Source organism: Sutcliffiella horikoshii (assembly GCF_002157855.1).
GTDB lineage: Bacteria > Bacillota > Bacilli > Bacillales > Bacillaceae_I > Sutcliffiella_A > Sutcliffiella_A horikoshii_C.
Genome location: NZ_CP020880.1, coordinates 1,849,529 through 1,867,559 on the forward strand (window position 1 = coordinate 1,849,529; position 18,031 = coordinate 1,867,559).

An 18,031-nucleotide genomic window follows, 5' to 3' on the forward strand; every position below is an offset into this window, starting at 1 on the left:
TGGCGCAGGTTTTATTATTATATTTTAATTAAGTTTTGCATTAGCACTAGGTAGTCATACAGGATGAACGAGGACAATGTTTTACACTTTTCAGTGGGGAAGGTAGTCATACGCTTTGAACGAGGACAATGTTTGGCACTTTTACATGGGGAAGGTAGTCATACGCTTTGAACGAGGACAATGTTTTACACTTTTCAGTGGGGAAGGTAGTCATACGCCCAGAATGAGGACAATGTTTCCCAAAATTCAAAGTCACAGGTAGTCATACGCTCTCGATGTAAGGATAATGTTTACTATCAGCTTTATTTACCACCCTCTATTTGCTATAATTCTAAAGTACATATAAAAACCTGGGGGTACGTGTTAAGATGTATTATCTTATTGCACTTGGAATTATCATTGTCGATCAACTAACAAAATGGTTGGTAGTAAGATATATGGAAATTGGAGAAAACATTCCGATCATACATAACTTTTTGTACTTGTCTTCCCACCGCAACAGAGGTGCTGCATGGGGGATACTTGAAGGCCAGATGTACTTTTTTTACATTATTACAGTTGGTGTTGTTATTGGACTTATCGTATACCTGCAAAAGCTTCCAAAAGATCAGCCATGGATGAAACTTGCATTAAGCCTGATGCTTGGTGGCGCGATAGGGAACTTTATCGATCGTTTATTGCACCAAGAAGTAATTGATTTTATCAACACATTCATCTTCACCTACGATTTCCCTATTTTTAATGTAGCCGATTCTGCATTAGTAATAGGCGTTGGGATTATATTAATCCTAACGATACTTGAGGGCAAGAAAGAGAAGGAGTTATCAAAAAAATGACAGAAACAATGACGATTCAGATTGATGAATCACAAAAAAATGACCGTATCGACAAGGTACTTTCCACTCAAAATGAAGAGTGGTCCCGTTCACAGGTCCAACAATGGATCAAAGAGGGGCAAATCCTTGTTAACGGAGAGAAAACAAAGCCAAATTATAAATTTAGTGTTGGTGATAATATAACGGTCACCATTCCGGAACCGGAGGCATTGGATGTCGTGCCGGAAGAAATGGATCTCGATATTTACTACGAAGATGCGGACGTTATTGTGGTTAATAAACCTCGCGGGATGGTTGTTCACCCTGCTGTTGGCCATGCAACAGGAACACTTGTGAATGGCCTTATGGCACATTGTAACGATCTTTCAGGTATCAATGGTGTATTAAGACCGGGAATTGTTCACCGTATTGACAAGGACACTTCAGGGTTATTAATGGTGGCAAAAAATGATTTTGCTCATGAAAAGCTTGTTAATCAACTAGTTGCCAAGACAGTTACAAGAAAGTACCAGGCAATCGTTCACGGTGTTATTGCGCATGATGTAGGCACGGTAGATGCGCCAATTGGACGTGATAAAAAAGATCGCCAAGCCATGACAGTAACAAATGAAAACAGCAGGAACGCTGTGACACACTTCCGCGTGATCGAACGGTTCAAAGACTTTTCGCACATTGAGTGCCAGCTTGAAACAGGACGAACGCATCAAATCCGCGTGCACATGAAATATATTGGTTATCCTTTAGCAGGTGACCCGAAATACGGTCCGAAGAAATCACTCGATATAGAGGGACAAGCTTTACATGCAGGTATCCTTGGATTTATTCATCCCCGTACGGAAGAGTACATGGAATTTGAGGCGCCTAATCCGCCAGAATTCGAGCGCGTTTTAAAACATTTAAAAAACCATTGACAGATTAATATTATTTTGAGATAATCATTCTAGTTGAATAAGACCTTTAAACGACAGTCCCGTGAGGCTGAGAAGGTAACGGCATATGCGAATGGAGCAGCTATATCTATAGCCATCCCTCTATTTTCGTGTACAAAAACCTCTCATCATACGGTGAGAGGTTTTTTGTTTCTCGTTACAAGTAAAGGCAAGAAAGGGTGAAAATAAATGTCGGAAAAAGCTTTGATTTTAGACGAGCAGGCAATAAGAAGAGCGTTAACACGCATTGCTCATGAAATTATCGAACGCAATAAAGGTGTGGAAGACTCCGTTCTTGTGGGAATTAAAACAAGAGGAATTCACTTGGCTAAAAGGTTGGCCGAGCGCATCAATCAGATAGAGGAAAAAGATATCGCAGTAGGCGAGTTGGATATCACCCTTTATAGAGATGATCTGACAACTAAAACTTCTGATAATGAACCACTTGTAAAGGGATCTGATATTCCGATGGACATTAATAATAAAAAAGTCATCTTGGTAGATGATGTCCTGTTTACAGGAAGAACGGTCCGGGCGGGAATGGACGCTCTGATGGATTTTGGAAGACCTTCACAAATCCAGCTTGCAGTCCTAGTAGACAGAGGTCATAGAGAATTACCAATTAGAGCGGATTTTGTTGGGAAAAATATTCCCACAGCAAGTAATGAAAAGATAGTAGTGGAACTATCTGAAATTGATAATAACGATCAAGTAAGCATTCATGATAAATAAATAGACCCTTTTAATTGCAGTCCCGTGAGGCTGGCAAAGGGGTGAATTGGTTTTAGAATCCGCTGCTGGCGGATTTCCTGGAGCCTCTCTACCTCTTTGTGCCATCACGCTGCACAAAGAGTTTTTTTATGGGAAAATACGGGAGGTTAACCTTATGAGAGAGAAACCAGTTTTAGACATACACGAAGTACCAAGTAAACCCAAGTGGTTGATTTTAAGCCTGCAGCACTTATTCGCAATGTTTGGCGCAACCATCCTCGTTCCGCTTTTAGTGGGCTTAAGTCCAGCAGTAGCATTAGTATCAAGCGGACTCGGGACACTCGCATACCTGCTCATTACCAAAGGGCAAATACCGGCATACCTTGGTTCATCCTTTGCCTTCATCGTACCAATCGTTTTAGCAACTGAAATTGGCGGGCCTGGTGCTGCCATGATCGGAAGTTTCATGGCAGGATTAGCATACGGAATTGTTGCATTGTTAATCAAACAACTTGGACATCAATGGATTATGAAACTTTTGCCACCTGTTGTAGTAGGACCGATTATCATCGTTATCGGTTTAGGTTTAGCTGGAGTGGCGGTAGATATGGCCATGTATGAAAACCCGGGAGCGCCGGAATCTGAGTTAATCTACAGCGTGAAGCACTTGCTGGTGGCGATGGCCACTTTAGCCATCACCATCGGAGCAATCATATTCTTAAAAGGAGTCTTCAGCCTGGTCCCTATCCTGATCGGAATAGTTTCCGGATACTTGATAGCCTATTTTACAGGCTTGGTTGACTTAACACCTGTTAAAGAAGCAAGCTGGATTCAAGTACCAGACTTTATTATCCCATTTGTCAGCTACACACCAAGCTTCAATGCATCGATCTTCTTCATCATGGTGCCGGTTGCCATTGTAACCTTATCAGAGCATATCGGTCATCAAATGGTATTAAGTAAAGTGGTAGGCAGACCTTTCATCCAAAAGCCGGGCCTTCACCGCTCCATTCTTGGAGACGGAGTAGCAACGATGCTTGCAGCAGTACTAGGAGGACCTCCTAATACAACATACGGGGAAAACATCGGTGTTCTTGCGATAACAAGAGTGTTCAGTGTGTTTGTAATCGGAGGAGCGGCAGTGATTGCCATCACATTCGGGTTCATCGGTAAAATCGCAGCATTGATCAGCACAGTACCAAGTGCAGTCATGGGGGGAGTAAGCATTCTACTCTTCGGAATTATCGCATCAAGCGGATTAAGAATGTTAATTGATAATAAAGTAGACTTTAATATAAAAAGAAACTTAATCATTGCGGCTGTCATTACAGTCATCGGAATCGGCGGGGCATTCATCAAGATTGATAACTTCCAAATTCCTGCAATGGCAATGGCAGCTATTATCGGAGTGGTATTAAACCTTGTCTTGCCACAAGATGAACAAGAAAAAACAGAGCAAAAAAAATACGAAGAAAAACAAAATACAGTAGCTTAACCTTTTAATAGAAGTCCAGAGAGGCTGAGAAGGGTGCAAGGCGAACACTTAGTAAACAAGGAAGATTCGGCAGTACTAGTACTACCCACTTGTTTACCTAAGTTTGAGCAAAACACCCTTCCGGCAACATGGATAGGGTGTTTTTTTATGAAATGGGAGGGATGGAAATGAGACACTTACGAACGATGAGTGATTTGGCAAACGAAGAGATTATGGCACTGATTGTAGAAGCAATAGAATTTCAACAAGGAAAACAATGGACACCAGAAAAACAGACATTCGTCGCCAACCTCTTCTACGAATCAAGTACCAGAACGAAATGCAGCTTTGAAGTGGCAGAAAGAAGGCTAGGTCTTCAAGTACTGCCATTTGAAGTGAGCACATCAAGCGTCAACAAAGGTGAAAGCTTGTACGATACAGCGAAAACATTAGAGTCCCTTGGCGTAAGTGCACTTGTCGTTCGCCATCCTGAAGAGGAATATTTCAATCAGTTACATACTATCGATGCAGCGATCATCAACGGAGGCGATGGTTGTGGCAATCATCCAACCCAGTCGTTATTGGATCTGATGACAATCTACCAAGAGTTTGAGCACTTCGAGGATTTGAAAATAACCATCATTGGTGATATCCGCCATAGCCGAGTGGCTCGATCCAACGCACAAGTACTGGAGCGACTGGGTGTAAAAGTAAGATTTGTCGCACCTGATGAATGGAAGGATAACAGCTACCCAAAAGAAGCTTACATCACGATGGATGACGCAATACAAACAAGTGATGTGGTGATGCTCTTAAGAATTCAGCATGAAAGGCATCACAGCGGTAAAGCAGGATTGGATGATTACCATGAGCAGTACGGTATGACAATCCAACGAGAAAAAGAAATGAAGCCGAATAGCATCATTATGCATCCGGCACCAATCAACCGCGGGGTGGAAATTGCTTCAGAGCTTGTGGAATGCGAGCGCTCAAGAATTTTCAAACAGATGGAAAATGGCTTATACATGAGAATGGCTGTACTGAAAAGAGCATTAACAAACAATGAAGGAGGAAAAGAGCATGACAACATTATTAAAGAATGGGAAATGGCTTAATTCTGAAGGTGAAATGGAAAAGGTGGATATCCTGATTGAGGGTAAATACATCAAAAGCATCGCCTCCAACATTGAAGATATAGGGATAAAGGAAGTAATCGATCTAGATGGAAATCTTATATCCGCAGGTTTTATTGATGTACATGTACACTTAAGGGAACCTGGCGGGGAAAAGAAAGAAACCATTGAAACAGGAACGTTGGCTGCTGCTAAGGGAGGCTTCACCACCATCTGCGCAATGCCTAATACAAGACCGACGCCTGATACGAAAGAACAGCTAGATTGGCTGAACAATAGAATCGCAGAAACAGCAAGTGTTCGTGTCCTTCCATATGCTTGCATCACGACAAGGCAGCTTGGTCAGGAGCTTACCAATTTTGCCGAGTTAAAAGAAGCGGGGGCATTCGCTTTTACCGACGATGGGGTTGGCGTGCAGGATGCCTCAAAGATGCTTGAAGCAATGAAACAAGCGGCTGCTCTAGATATGGCGATTGTTGCTCACTGTGAAGAAAATACACTGATAAACAAAGGAGCTGTCCATGAAGGGACGTTTTCCAAGGAACATGGGTTAAATGGGATTCCATCTGTATGTGAATCTGTTCATATCGCACGCGACATTTTGCTTGCGGAAGCTTCAGGATGTCACTATCATGTCTGCCATATCAGTACAAAAGAATCGGTCAGAGTGGTAAGGGACGCAAAGCGAGCTGGAATTAAAGTGACCGCCGAAGTCAGCCCGCATCACCTGCTATTGTGTGAAGAAGATATTCCGGGACTTGATCCGAACTTCAAAATGAATCCGCCATTAAGAGGAAAAGCGGACCAAGAAGCACTAATAGAGGGCTTGCTAGACGGAACCATTGATTTCATTGCGACAGATCATGCTCCACATACTGCTGAAGAAAAAGCAGAAGGCATGGAAAAGGCACCATTCGGAATTGTAGGACTAGAAACTGCCTTTCCGTTACTCTATACAAACTTTGTGGAAACTAAGGAATTCACACTAAAGCAACTGTTGGATTGGCTGACTGTTAAGCCGGCGGAAGTGTTCAAACTGCAAAGTGGAATAATAGAACAAGGAGCTACAGCAGACCTTACCATTATCGATTTAAATAGCTTCTCTACTGTGAATCCAGAGAGCTTCCTTTCTAAAGGAAAAAACACACCTTTCACAGGTTGGGAATGCAAAGGATGGCCAGTAATGACATTAGTAGAAGGAAAACTAGTTTGGCAGAAAGGTAGTGTTCAAGTATGAATCGACAACTAATTTTAGAAGACGGCACTTTCTTTGTAGGAAAGGCGTTTGGCAGCTTAAAGGACTCTATTGGCGAAGTGGTTTTTAATACAGGAATGACAGGTTATCAAGAAATTTTATCTGATCCGTCTTACTGCGGGCAGCTTGTGACTCTGACTTACCCGCTGGTTGGGAATTACGGTGTGAACAGAGATGATTTTGAATCCATACACCCTGCCATCCACGGATTTATTGTAAAAGAAGTGAGTGATTATCCTTCCAACTTCCGTAATCAATGGACACTGGATGAGTTTTTCAAAGCGAAAGACATTCCAGGAATTGCAGGTATTGATACGAGGAAACTGACAAGAATCATTCGTCAACATGGAACATTAAAAGGTGCTCTATGCGGACTTGATGTAGATCGCGAAGAAGTGATTCAACAATTGAAAACGACAACGCTTGCCACCAACCAGGTACATCAAGTGTCCACGAAGACAGCCTATCCTAGTCCTGGGCGTGGCTACAGAGTAGTACTCGTTGACTTCGGCATGAAGCATGGTATTTTACGAGAGTTGAACAAACGTGGATGTGACGTAGTAGTGGTTCCATACAACATCACTGCAGAAGAAATCATGCAGCTTAGCCCGGACGGTGTGATGCTGTCCAATGGACCTGGAGATCCAAAAGACGTACCTGAAGCCATCACGATGATTCAAGGCCTGCTTGGAAAAATACCAGTCTTCGGCATCTGCCTTGGACACCAGCTTTTTGCCCTTGCATGTGGAGCGGACACGGAGAAAATGAAATTCGGTCATCGAGGATCCAATCACCCGGTGAAAGATTTGAAAACAGGAAAAGTGGCACTAACTTCCCAAAACCATGGCTACACCGTGACCGAAGAGTCATTAGGGAATACAAGACTCGAAGTAACGCATATCGCATTAAACGACAGTACGGTAGAAGGTGTCAAACATAAAGATTATCCAGTATTCACGGTCCAATACCACCCGGAAGCAAGTCCAGGACCAGAAGATGCAAACTACTTATTTGATCAATTCATGGAACTTATCAAGGAAGCGAAAAAGGAGGAACTTGTATGCCAAAACGTCTAGACATCCAATCCATCTTAGTAATCGGGTCCGGTCCAATCGTGATCGGCCAGGCAGCAGAATTTGATTATGCAGGTACGCAAGCGTGTATTGCACTTCGAGAAGAAGGGTACCGCGTTATATTAGTAAACTCCAATCCTGCAACCATCATGACAGACCAAGAGATGGCGGACAAGGTATACATGGAGCCATTAACCGTAGAATTTGTGAGTAGAATCATTCGTAAGGAACGACCTGATGCCATCCTTCCAACTCTTGGTGGTCAAACAGGTTTGAACCTTGCTGTGGAATTGGCGGAAGCAGGTGTATTAGAAGAATGTAACGTTCAGATTCTTGGTACTAAGTTATCTGCCATCCAAAAAGCAGAGGACCGCGACCTGTTCCGCACCTTGATGAATGAGTTGGGAGAACCTGTCCCACAAAGTGAAATTATTACAAATCTTGAAGAAGCTTTTGAGTTTATAAAAGAAGTAGGATACCCGGTAATCGTAAGACCTGCTTATACGCTTGGCGGTACAGGCGGAGGAATTTGTTCGGATGAAGAAGAATTGATTGAGATTGTGACTAGCGGTCTGAAAAATAGTCCGGTAACACAATGTCTACTCGAAAAAAGCATCGCAGGATTTAAGGAAATTGAATACGAAGTGATGCGTGACAGTAATGACAATGCAATTGTGGTCTGCAACATGGAGAACATCGACCCGGTTGGTGTACATACCGGAGACTCCATCGTTGTCGCACCAAGTCAGACGCTAAGCGACAGGGAATACCAGTTGTTACGAAATGTCTCCTTGAAAATCATACGTGCCCTGGAAATTGAAGGCGGGTGTAACGTACAGCTTGCGCTTGATCCACACAGTTTCAACTACTACATTATTGAAGTAAACCCGAGGGTAAGCCGTTCATCTGCACTTGCTTCTAAGGCAACAGGTTATCCAATTGCGAAGCTTGCAGCGAAAATAGCGGTAGGTTTGACGCTCGATGAAATGATGAACCCTGTCACAGGAAAAACATATGCATGCTTTGAGCCAGCACTTGATTATATCGTAACAAAAATCCCTAGGTTCCCATTTGATAAGTTCGAATCCGCCAACCGACGACTTGGAACTCAAATGAAAGCAACCGGAGAAGTAATGGCAATCGGAAGGACGTTTGAAGAGTCTCTTCTTAAGGCCGTTCGTTCATTAGAATCCAACATCTCCTACCTTGAGCTTGAAGGAAGCGAAGGGTTTTCAGATGAACTAGTGGAAAAAAGAATCAGAAAAGCTGGAGATGAAAGATTGTTTTATATCGCTGAAGCAATAAGAAGGGGCGTTACCATTCAAACTATCCATGACTGGTGCGAAATCGACCTGTTTTTCCTGCAAAAGTTGCATAAAATTTTGGCGATGGAAGAGTTCATCACTAGCAATAATGGTTGCCTCTCCACGTTGATTGAAGCAAAAGAAATGGGATTTAGCGACGAGACGATCGCTAAACTATGGTCTACAACCGAAAGAGATATCTATGAACTACGTCTTCAAGAAACAATAGCACCTGTATACAAAATGGTGGATACTTGCGCGGCTGAGTTTGAATCCAGTACCCCTTACTACTATGGGACGTATGAAGATGAGAATGAGTCAGAAGTTACCGAAAAAGAAAGCATCGTCGTACTGGGCTCTGGTCCAATCCGAATCGGCCAGGGAGTTGAGTTCGACTATGCAACAGTCCATTCAGTTTGGGCCATTAAGGAAGCGGGTTATGAAGCAATCATCATCAACAACAACCCAGAAACAGTATCAACAGACTTCAGTATTTCTGACAAGCTTTATTTTGAGCCGTTAACAATCGAGGATGTCATGAATATCATCAATCTCGAAAAGCCAAAAGGCGTCGTCGTGCAATTTGGCGGCCAAACGGCAATCAACCTTGCAGCGGAATTAGAAGCAAGAGGAGTAAAGATACTTGGTACTACATTAGAAGATTTAGATCGTGCAGAAAACCGAGATAAATTCGAACAAACTTTAAACACCCTTGAAATACCACAACCTAAAGGGAAAACAGCCATCTCTATCCAAGAGGCAATTGCAATTGCCGAGGGAATCGGCTACCCAGTGCTTGTGCGTCCATCCTATGTCCTGGGCGGTCGTGCGATGGAAATCGTCTACAAGTCGGAAGAACTTTTACACTATATGAAAAACGCGGTAAAAATTAACCCTGAACATCCTGTACTGATTGATAAATACATGACAGGTAAAGAGATTGAAGTTGATGCGATCTCAGATGGAAAAGATGTATTCATTCCAGGAATCATGGAGCATATCGAACGCGCCGGTGTTCACTCAGGTGACTCAATTGCGGTTTATCCTCCGCAAACATTGAGTGAGGCTATTAAAGAACAAATCATCGACTATACAAGAAGGTTGGCACAAGGCCTGAACATTATTGGATTACTAAACATTCAATTTGTCATCTATAAAGAGGAAGTCTATGTAATCGAAGTAAACCCAAGATCAAGCCGTACCGTTCCATTCTTAAGCAAAATAACCCATGTGCCGATGGCCAAAGTAGCAACCAAGATTATCTTGGGAGAAAGTCTTGCAGCTCAGGGCTACGGTTCTGGACTTCAACCAGAAACAAAAGGAGTTTTCGTGAAAGTGCCGGTGTTCTCATTTGCAAAACTACGGAATGTCGACATCACGCTTGGACCAGAAATGAAATCTACTGGGGAAGTCATGGGGAAAGACATTACTCTTGAAAAAGCACTATATAAAGGTCTCGTCGCATCAGGAATATCCATTAAAACTTACGGCTCTGTGTTGTTCACCATTGCCGACAAGGATAAAGAAGAAGCACTTCAACTGGCAAAAAGATTCCACCGTATCGGGTATAAACTTTTGGCAACAGCCGGAACTGCCGAGTTCTTTGGCGAGTCGGACATCCCGGTAACGGTTGTTAATAAAATTGGTGGAGAATCACCAAACCTGATTGATGTGATCAGAAAAGGGCAAGCACAATTTGTTATCAACACGTTGACAAAAGGAAAGCAGCCAGCACGAGACGGATTCAGAATCCGCCGAGAGTCAGTGGAAAACGGGATCCCTTGCTTGACTTCACTTGATACAGCAAAAGCAATCCTGAGAGTACTAGAATCGATGACTTTCTCCATCGAATCGATTGAAACGTTAGAAAGCACAGAAAAAGAGGCGGTGTACAGCTAATGAAAAAAGCTTGGATGACCATCATCTCTCAAACTAATATTGCGCGTAACATCTATGAAATGACGTTAGAAGGAGAACTCGTCGATCTGATGAGTTCCCCTGGTCAGTTCGTTCATATCCGTGTGACAGAAGGATTTGACACCCTTTTAAGGCGTCCGATCAGTATCTCTTGCATCGATAAAGAGAATAGACAATGTAAGATCACCTACAGGGCTGAGGGAAAAGGAACGATGCTTTTGGCTTTGAAACAGCCCGGTGAAAAGCTGGACGTATTAGGCCCGCTCGGGAACGGTTTTACTGTGGATGAATTACAACGCGGCGATCATGCATTGATTGTTGGGGGAGGAATCGGTGTCCCTCCACTGCTAGAGCTGACCAAACAATTAAACCGCAGAGGAGTAAGTACCACCCACGTACTTGGCTTTCAATCAAAAGAAGACGTTTTTTATAAAAATGAATTTGCATACTTTGGCGACACTTATGTGGCGACGGTTGATGGGACTTACGGTACAGAAGGCTTCGTGACAAATGTGCTAGAGGAGATTCAACCACCTTTCACGACACTTTTTGCATGCGGACCAACCCCGATGCTTGGCGCACTTGAAAACTTATATCCTGATAAAAACGTCTACCTCTCTCTTGAAGAGCGGATGGGCTGTGGCATCGGCGCTTGCTTTGCTTGTGTCTGCCATCTTCAAAATGATCCAGAAGGGTATTCTTACAAAAAAGTTTGTACAGATGGTCCGGTATTCCGAGCAGGGGAGGTTGTACTATGAGTTGCTTATCTATCAAATTACCTGGACTAGACTTGAAGAATCCAATTATGCCTGCATCCGGATGCTTTGGGTTTGGCAGAGAGTATGCCAAGCTCTATGACTTGAATGTACTTGGAGCAATCATGATTAAAGCCACCACTGCAGAGCCTAGATTTGGTAATCCGACCCCAAGAGTGGCCGAAACGAATGCGGGGATGCTGAATGCAATCGGCTTGCAAAACCCCGGATTAGAAAAAGTTCTTTCTGAAGAGCTACCATTCTTAGCGAACTACAATGTTCCCATCATTGCTAATGTTGCAGGTTCCTTAATTGAAGACTACGTCAAGGTGGCAAAAGAAATTTCCGCGGCCCCAAATGTCCATGCACTGGAATTAAACATATCCTGTCCCAACGTAAAAACAGGAGGGATCGCGTTTGGAACGGACCCTGCAGTAGCCTTTGAAGTAACGAAGGCAGTAAAGGAAGTTTCAGAAGTGCCGGTTTACGTAAAATTGTCCCCAAACGTTGCAAACATTTCAGAGATTGCTGTGGCTATTGAGCAGGCTGGAGCCGATGGATTGACGATGATCAACACATTGCTCGGAATGAGAATCGATTTGAAAACAGGACGACCTGTACTGGCAAACGGTACAGGTGGATTATCCGGTCCTGCAATCAAGCCGGTAGCAATACGTATGATTCATGAAGTCAGCCAAAAGGTTTCCATCCCGATCATTGGTATGGGAGGGGTACAATCTGCCGAAGACGTTTTAGAGTACCTCTTTGCAGGCGCAAGTGCCGTTGCAGTCGGAACCGCAAATTTTGTGGATCCATTCATATGTCCTACCATCATCGAAGAACTTCCTTATAAAATGCACGAATTAGGATTTGAGCATATTTCAGAGTGTATCGGAAGGAGCTGGAAGCAGCATGCAAAAATCGCTTATAGTCGCACTTGATTTTCCTGGAAGAGAGGAAGTCTTGAGGTTTCTTTCTCAATTCGGTAAGGAGAAATTGTATGTAAAAGTAGGAATGGAACTGTTTTACCAAGAAGGGCCTGGGATTGTTGAATATCTAGTTGCAGAAGGTCACGATGTATTTCTTGATTTGAAGCTTCACGATATACCCCATACCGTTTATCAAGCAATGAAAGGTCTTGGTAAGCTAGGAGTGACGATGACCAATCTCCATGCTGCTGGTGGCAAAGAAATGATGAAGGCCGGGTTGGAAGGTTTGATGGAGGGGGCGGGTGAACGACGCCCAAACTTGATAGCTGTCACTCAGCTTACTAGTATGACGGAAAAACGCATGCAAAAGGACCTTAAGATTAGTGCTTCGCTTGATGAAGTAGTTCTGCACTATGCACGGAATGCATTTGAATCCGGTTTGGATGGAGTGGTATGTTCGTCGCTAGAAGCAACCATGCTGCGTGATGCCTTGGGAGCGGAATTCAAAAAAGTGACACCAGGGATTCGATTAAAAGAAGACAGTGTGGATGACCAGAAGCGAGTGGTTACTCCAATGGAGGCCCGTAAGTTTGGCGCAACAGAAATCGTGGTAGGGCGCAGCATCACCCGTGCTAACGACCCACGCAAGGCTTATGAAGCAATCTTACAACAATGGCAGGGAGTGGAGATAGGATGAACGAGCTTATGAACAGAACAGTGGCAGAAGATTTATTGGAAATTAAAGCGGTATTTTTCCAACCCAATGACCCTTTTACATGGTCTTCAGGAATTAAATCACCTATTTATTGTGACAACCGTTTGACCATTTCTTATCCACGAGTTAGAAAAAACATTTCTGAATCTTTGTCACGATTGATTGTTTCAAAGTTTCCTAATGTGCAGGTGGTAGCAGGCACAGCGACAGCAGGCATTCCACATGCTGCATTAGTGAGCAATGAACTGAACCTGCCGATGTGCTATGTTCGAAGCAAGGCGAAAGCACATGGAAAAGGAAATCAAATTGAAGGAAGAGTAGAAGCCGGGCAGAAGGTAGTTGTCGTGGAAGATTTGATTTCCACAGGCGGGAGTGCCATCGCGGCAGTTGACGCACTAAGAGAAGCCGGATGCGAAGTGCTTGGTGTGGTCGCCATTTTTACATACGGTCTGGAAGTAGCCGATGATAATTTATCCAATTACGAGATTGAAGCCCATGCATTGTGTGATTATCAGACTTTGATGGATGTTGCGATTGAAAAGGAATACATTGGAGAAGGTGACCGCAAGAAGCTTTCGAAGTGGGTGGAGAACCCGACAAGCGAGACTTGGATGGAGTTTTAAGGATTGTTTTTGAGGTTCCCTCAGACGGATGTGGTCTGGGGGATTTTTTGTGTTGGGGTTAGATTAATGGAATAGAAGATTACCTACTTTTTAGAATTAGGTAGATGAAGTTGCAAAAATGTAGAATATGAGAGTTTAGAGGTAGTAGGGAGGTTGGGAAATGTACAAGCGGATCCGGGAAATGTAGAAGGTCGCACCAAAAGTGATAGAAGGTTGCGATTTAAATGTAGAAGGTGGAATTGAAGGGAGGAAGGTTGCTGTTGAAAACATGGGACTCCCCTGATGTCCCAAGCGTGAGGTCCCATTCCTTTGCGAGAAGCTTGTCGGAGTCACAAAAAATTAGAAGGTTACCTACTTTTGAAATTAGGTAGCTGAAAAGCAAAAGTGTAGAATATGAGAGTTTAAGTGTCGAAGGACGACTGGGAAATGTACAAGCGGATCCGGGAAATGTAGAAGGTCACACCAATAGTGGTAGAAGGTTGGGATTTAACTGTAGAACCTCCACGAAGAACCCCAACCAGTCCAGTAAACCCAATAATTAGAATTGAAAAATCCAAAAAATCTCTAAATAAAGCAGGGAACCCACCAATAAATGTCGAAATATGTAACTAAACAAAAAAAGAAAGGTGTGAAGTATTGAATAAACAAACATACCGTCGTTCTATCATGCAATGTAAGCTTGATGCCTTACATAGAAGGCTGTCACCTCAACATGAAAAATACCCCCAGATTGAGAGTGAATTAGGCAAAAGACGTTCTGGAGACTTTGGTGAAAACTCCATAGATTATTATTTGTCGCAATCAAGTGGAATTCAAGATTGTATAATAGTAAAAGGGGCAAGGCTACTCCTTAATAATCATCATTTCCAAATGGATACTCTTCTACTGTTTCCTTCATTTTTTATCCTCTTAGAAACCAAACACTTAACTGGAACACTTCTTTTTGATCCGGATTACCAACAACTCATTCAAATTAAGAAAGAAGATTTAAATCATGAGATTTCTAGGCAAGAGCCGATCCTCCAAGTGAAAATGCAATATAATCAATTTAAGCGGTGGTTAGAAAACCAAGGGATAGAAGGGTACCCAGGGTATTGTTTTGTAGGTGTGACAAACCAAAATGCTATTGTAAAAGCACTTTCCAACCCAGCCCTAGTACAAGAATTCGTGGTGAGAAGCCCTGCACTGACAATCAAAATCAACGACATTCAAGCCAACCAGCAGCAAACCCGCTCCACCATATATTCCCCAAAAGAAATATCCTTACTGATTACCAAACATCATGCTCTAAGAAACATAAATATCCTCAAAGAGTTCGATATAGATCCTACAGAGATAATGACAGGTGTTGCTTGCCCTGATTGCAACAAACTGGCTATGGAGAAGCATCCAAGAAAATGGAGCTGCCCTAATTGCAAACACCAATCAAAGAATGCTCACACTCAAACCCTGATTGATTATTCTTTTTTATTTGGTACAAACATTTCAATTAGAGAAATGTGCAGAATTTTACACATAAATAACGTACGTAGTGTAAGAAGAATGTTAAAAGAGTTATCACTCAATCGAATCGGAACCACTTACAACTCTAGATATTGCCTAGAAAGTCTCCGAAAACAACAAAACGCACCCAGTTCAGAGGGTGCGTTTGTTCACTTCATCATATTAGATTAGCTTTTCAATTTCGCTGTCTTTTTTAAGATCTTCTACAAGAGTTTGTAGTTTCTTTTGTGTTTCTTCTTGTTCAAGTTGACCGCGAATTTGGTCTTCCACTTCCGCAAGTTCTGGGAATTCGTTTGCAGGCGCTTCTTCTCCTTCAGGAGCTTCAGCTTGTTGAGCTTCATTTTGCTCTTTTGCTTGGTTATAGTATTCTTTAATCTGCTCGTCCGTTACTTTTGTTTCAGGGAATTCTTTTTCCATGTATTTTTGAAGAGCTAGTTCTTCAGAGATTTGAGCCTTCAAAGTTTCCATTGTCAGTGGGCTTTCTTCTAGAGCCTCTTCGAATTTTTCTTCGCTTTCGTAATTAGCTTTGATGTCCTTGATGTAATCTTCAATTTCTTTTTCGCTTGTTTTATAGCCTTTGCTTTCTACTTCTTGAGAAAGAATTTGTTGATCGATCAATGCGTTTAATGTTTGGTCTTTCATCGCTTTAGCGTCTCCGCCTTGACCAAACTGCATCATCATCATTTGAGTTTGTTGAAGCATTTCATTATATTCCTGGCCTTTGATTTCCTGACCGTTAACTTTGGCCACAACTTTTTCAGGATCCACTTCTTCGACTTCAGGAGTTTGTTGTTCTTGTCCTTCTTGTCCTTCTTGAGCTTCTTTGTTTTCATTTCCTTCTTTAGAAGCATTGTTACCATCAGAACCGCATGCAGCTAATAGAACAGCTGTTAACATTGCTACTAGAAACATCGTCAATTTCTTTTTCATGTTGTTACCCTCCATTTAAAAAACATTTGAAACTATTTTTCCATTTAAACATGGTTTTTATGAGGAAGCAAATAATTACCCTTCTTTTTGTTAAAATAAACCTGAATTGTGATTATATTTAAACTAATTCAAGAGAAAAGCACCCGCAATACAAGCAGGTGCTCTTACCTATTTCCTCAATCCAATAATCATTTCCTCATCCGGTGTCACATAAACAGTCTGTTGTTGTTCGTAGATGACAAAACCCGGTTTGGAGCCGGACGGTTTTTTTACATGCCTTACTTTTGTATAATCAACCGGTACAGAACCGGAATGGCGCGCTTTACTGAAATAGGCAGCGATGGTCGCTGCTTCTTTGATGGTCTCTTCAGAAGGCTCATCACTTCTAATGACAACATGAGACCCAGGGATGTCCTTTGTATGCAGCCATACATCATCCCTGCGTGCAACACGGTTTGTCAGGTGATCATTCTGTTTGTTGTTTTTTCCGACTAGAATCTCTGTGCCGTCACTTGACGTGTAAGTTTCAAGAACAGGCTTTTGAGGTTTAAGTTTTTTGCGCTTTTGCTTCATGCGCAAATAGCCTTCTTCCATCAGTTCTTCCCGGATTTCCTGGATATCCTTTGGAGAAGCGGTTTCTACTTGTTGGTTCAGCATTTCGAAATATTGAATTTCCGACTTGGCTTTTTCGATTTGTTCCTGCACGATAGCTAGTGAGTTTTTCGCTTTTTGATATTTGTTAAAGTAGCGTTGTGCATTACTTGAAGGGGAACGCTGCGGATCCAGTGTAATGGTGATGGTTCCGGCATTCTCATCATAATAATTCACCACAGTTACTTCAGTATCTCCCCGTGATATCTGATAGAGGTTGGCGGTCAAAAGTTCTCCGTAAAGTTGGAATTTTTCAGCGTCCCTGGCATCGTCTAACGTCTTCTCTAGTTTCACAATTTTCTTTTCATTTTTTTGAATTTCATTTGAGATAAATCTCTCCAAGTCATTTGCTTGCTGTTTGACTCTGTCTCTTGAGGCTTTCCCGAAGTAGAAGCGATCAAGGGTTTCGCTGAGCGTGGAGAAAGATTTGCTTTCCCCTTTAATGTGTTCCAAATCAACTAAGTAAAATACCTCTTTGTTTCCATCTGTGATGATTTGAGGGGAGAGGTCCAAAGCTTTTATTTTTCCCACTAAAGTCATAAAGCTCTTCGGTAAAGTGTCCCTATTGGCAAGACCAGCTCTGAAAACAGCTTCTTTAGCAAACAAAGGAGAAATTCCGGCAAAAGTGTTTACTAACTGTTTATCAAGTCTTCCTCCGATATAATCAAGTTTTCTTTGTACGGTTTCTTCGGTAGCTTCAAGTGGATTAAGTTTATCCTGAACAGGCGGCAGTACATAGATCTGGCCAGGTGTCAGGCTGCGATGTCTGTTTTGTGCCATTGGGACATGTTTGATGCTGTCTAAAATCATCTGCTTTTCTTTATCTACAAAAATGATGTTCGAATGGCGTCCCATAATTTCTACGATAAGCTGTTTATAAGAAACATCCCCAATTTCATTTCGTGCTTTCACATCAAAAACGATGATTCGGTCCATCTCAATTTGGTGGATCTGGGTGATGATACTGCCCTCTAAATGCTTTCTAAGCAGCATGCAAAACATCGGTGGCTCTGAAGGATTATCATAGGATTCCTCTGTCAAATGCATTCTTGCATAGCTTGGGTGCGCACTAATTAGCAGCTTATGATTGGTTCTTCCAGAGCGAATGGTTAATATAAGCTCATTTTTATAGGGCTGATAGATTTTCGTGATTCTCCCGCTTTCTAGCTTTTCCTTCAACTCCGCGGTCATTGCGTATGTAAAAATACCGTCAAAACTCATATATGTAAACTTCCCTTCTAATTACAAAACTAATAAATTTCTCTTTTATCATTATATCTTAACAATCTTGAT

The 18,031-nt window shown here is 42.3% G+C and carries 15 protein-coding genes; 13 read left to right on the forward strand and 2 right to left on the reverse strand.

Going from position 1 to position 18,031, the window contains the following annotated elements:
* Positions 1-368 precede the first annotated feature (368 nt).
* From lspA to B4U37_RS09660, 13 genes are all read left to right on the forward strand, one after another.
* Positions 369-836, forward strand: coding sequence for a signal peptidase II (lspA, locus tag B4U37_RS09600; protein ID WP_010193082.1), 468 nt, complete (start codon positions 369-371; stop codon positions 834-836).
* Positions 833-1,747 carry an RluA family pseudouridine synthase gene (locus B4U37_RS09605; protein WP_088018058.1) on the forward strand — a complete coding sequence of 305 codons (915 nt, stop codon included), beginning with the start codon at positions 833-835 and terminating at the stop codon, positions 1,745-1,747. Before lspA ends, B4U37_RS09605 begins: the two co-directional genes overlap by 4 nt.
* Before the next feature lie 207 nt (positions 1,748-1,954).
* Complete coding sequence (gene pyrR, locus B4U37_RS09610; protein WP_088018059.1) at positions 1,955-2,497, forward strand: bifunctional pyr operon transcriptional regulator/uracil phosphoribosyltransferase PyrR; 543 nt, start codon at positions 1,955-1,957, stop codon at positions 2,495-2,497.
* 154 nt (positions 2,498-2,651) lie between these two features.
* A complete protein-coding gene (locus tag B4U37_RS09615) occupies positions 2,652-3,971 on the forward strand; it encodes a solute carrier family 23 protein (protein ID WP_088018060.1) in 1,320 nt (439 codons plus the stop codon).
* Between the two features lie 167 nt (positions 3,972-4,138).
* Complete coding sequence (locus B4U37_RS09620; protein WP_088018061.1) at positions 4,139-5,065, forward strand: aspartate carbamoyltransferase catalytic subunit; 927 nt, start codon at positions 4,139-4,141, stop codon at positions 5,063-5,065.
* Positions 5,031-6,320: a dihydroorotase gene (locus tag B4U37_RS09625; RefSeq protein WP_010193089.1), complete on the forward strand. Its 1,290-nt coding sequence runs from the start codon at positions 5,031-5,033 to the stop codon at positions 6,318-6,320. The genes B4U37_RS09620 and B4U37_RS09625 overlap by 35 nt, the downstream gene beginning before the upstream one ends.
* Entirely contained in the window at positions 6,317-7,414 is a 1,098-nt protein-coding gene (locus B4U37_RS09630; RefSeq protein ID WP_010193091.1) for a carbamoyl phosphate synthase small subunit, read from the forward strand. The genes B4U37_RS09625 and B4U37_RS09630 overlap by 4 nt, the downstream gene beginning before the upstream one ends.
* Entirely contained in the window at positions 7,399-10,614 is a 3,216-nt protein-coding gene (carB, locus tag B4U37_RS09635) for a carbamoyl-phosphate synthase large subunit (protein WP_088018062.1), read from the forward strand. The genes B4U37_RS09630 and carB overlap by 16 nt, the downstream gene beginning before the upstream one ends.
* Positions 10,614-11,390 (forward strand): dihydroorotate dehydrogenase electron transfer subunit, encoded by a 777-nt coding sequence (locus tag B4U37_RS09640; protein WP_088018063.1) that lies wholly within the window; start codon positions 10,614-10,616, stop codon positions 11,388-11,390. The genes carB and B4U37_RS09640 overlap by 1 nt, the downstream gene beginning before the upstream one ends.
* The gene (locus tag B4U37_RS09645; protein WP_088018064.1) at positions 11,387-12,328 is read left to right on the forward strand and encodes a dihydroorotate dehydrogenase; all 942 of its coding nucleotides are present in this window, start codon (positions 11,387-11,389) and stop codon (positions 12,326-12,328) included. Before B4U37_RS09640 ends, B4U37_RS09645 begins: the two co-directional genes overlap by 4 nt.
* Complete coding sequence (gene pyrF, locus B4U37_RS09650) at positions 12,300-13,013, forward strand: orotidine-5'-phosphate decarboxylase (protein ID WP_088018065.1); 714 nt, start codon at positions 12,300-12,302, stop codon at positions 13,011-13,013. Before B4U37_RS09645 ends, pyrF begins: the two co-directional genes overlap by 29 nt.
* Positions 13,014-13,021: 8 nt before the next feature.
* On the forward strand, positions 13,022-13,654 hold the full coding sequence (gene pyrE, locus B4U37_RS09655) for an orotate phosphoribosyltransferase (protein ID WP_088020230.1): 633 nt from the start codon (positions 13,022-13,024) through the stop codon (positions 13,652-13,654).
* A 636-nt stretch (positions 13,655-14,290) separates the two neighbouring features.
* Positions 14,291-15,328 (forward strand): nuclease-related domain-containing protein, encoded by a 1,038-nt coding sequence (locus B4U37_RS09660; RefSeq protein ID WP_088018066.1) that lies wholly within the window; start codon positions 14,291-14,293, stop codon positions 15,326-15,328.
* On the opposite strand, the gene B4U37_RS09665 is transcribed toward B4U37_RS09660, so the two are convergent.
* Positions 15,320-16,087 (reverse strand): SurA N-terminal domain-containing protein, encoded by a 768-nt coding sequence (locus tag B4U37_RS09665; RefSeq protein WP_157663759.1) that lies wholly within the window; start codon positions 16,085-16,087, stop codon positions 15,320-15,322. The two genes, B4U37_RS09660 and B4U37_RS09665, sit on opposite strands and share 9 nt — an antisense overlap.
* Before the next feature lie 168 nt (positions 16,088-16,255).
* The gene (locus tag B4U37_RS09670; RefSeq protein WP_088018068.1) at positions 16,256-17,959 is read right to left on the reverse strand and encodes an Rqc2 family fibronectin-binding protein; all 1,704 of its coding nucleotides are present in this window, start codon (positions 17,957-17,959) and stop codon (positions 16,256-16,258) included.
* Between the last annotated feature and the right edge of the window lie 72 nt (positions 17,960-18,031).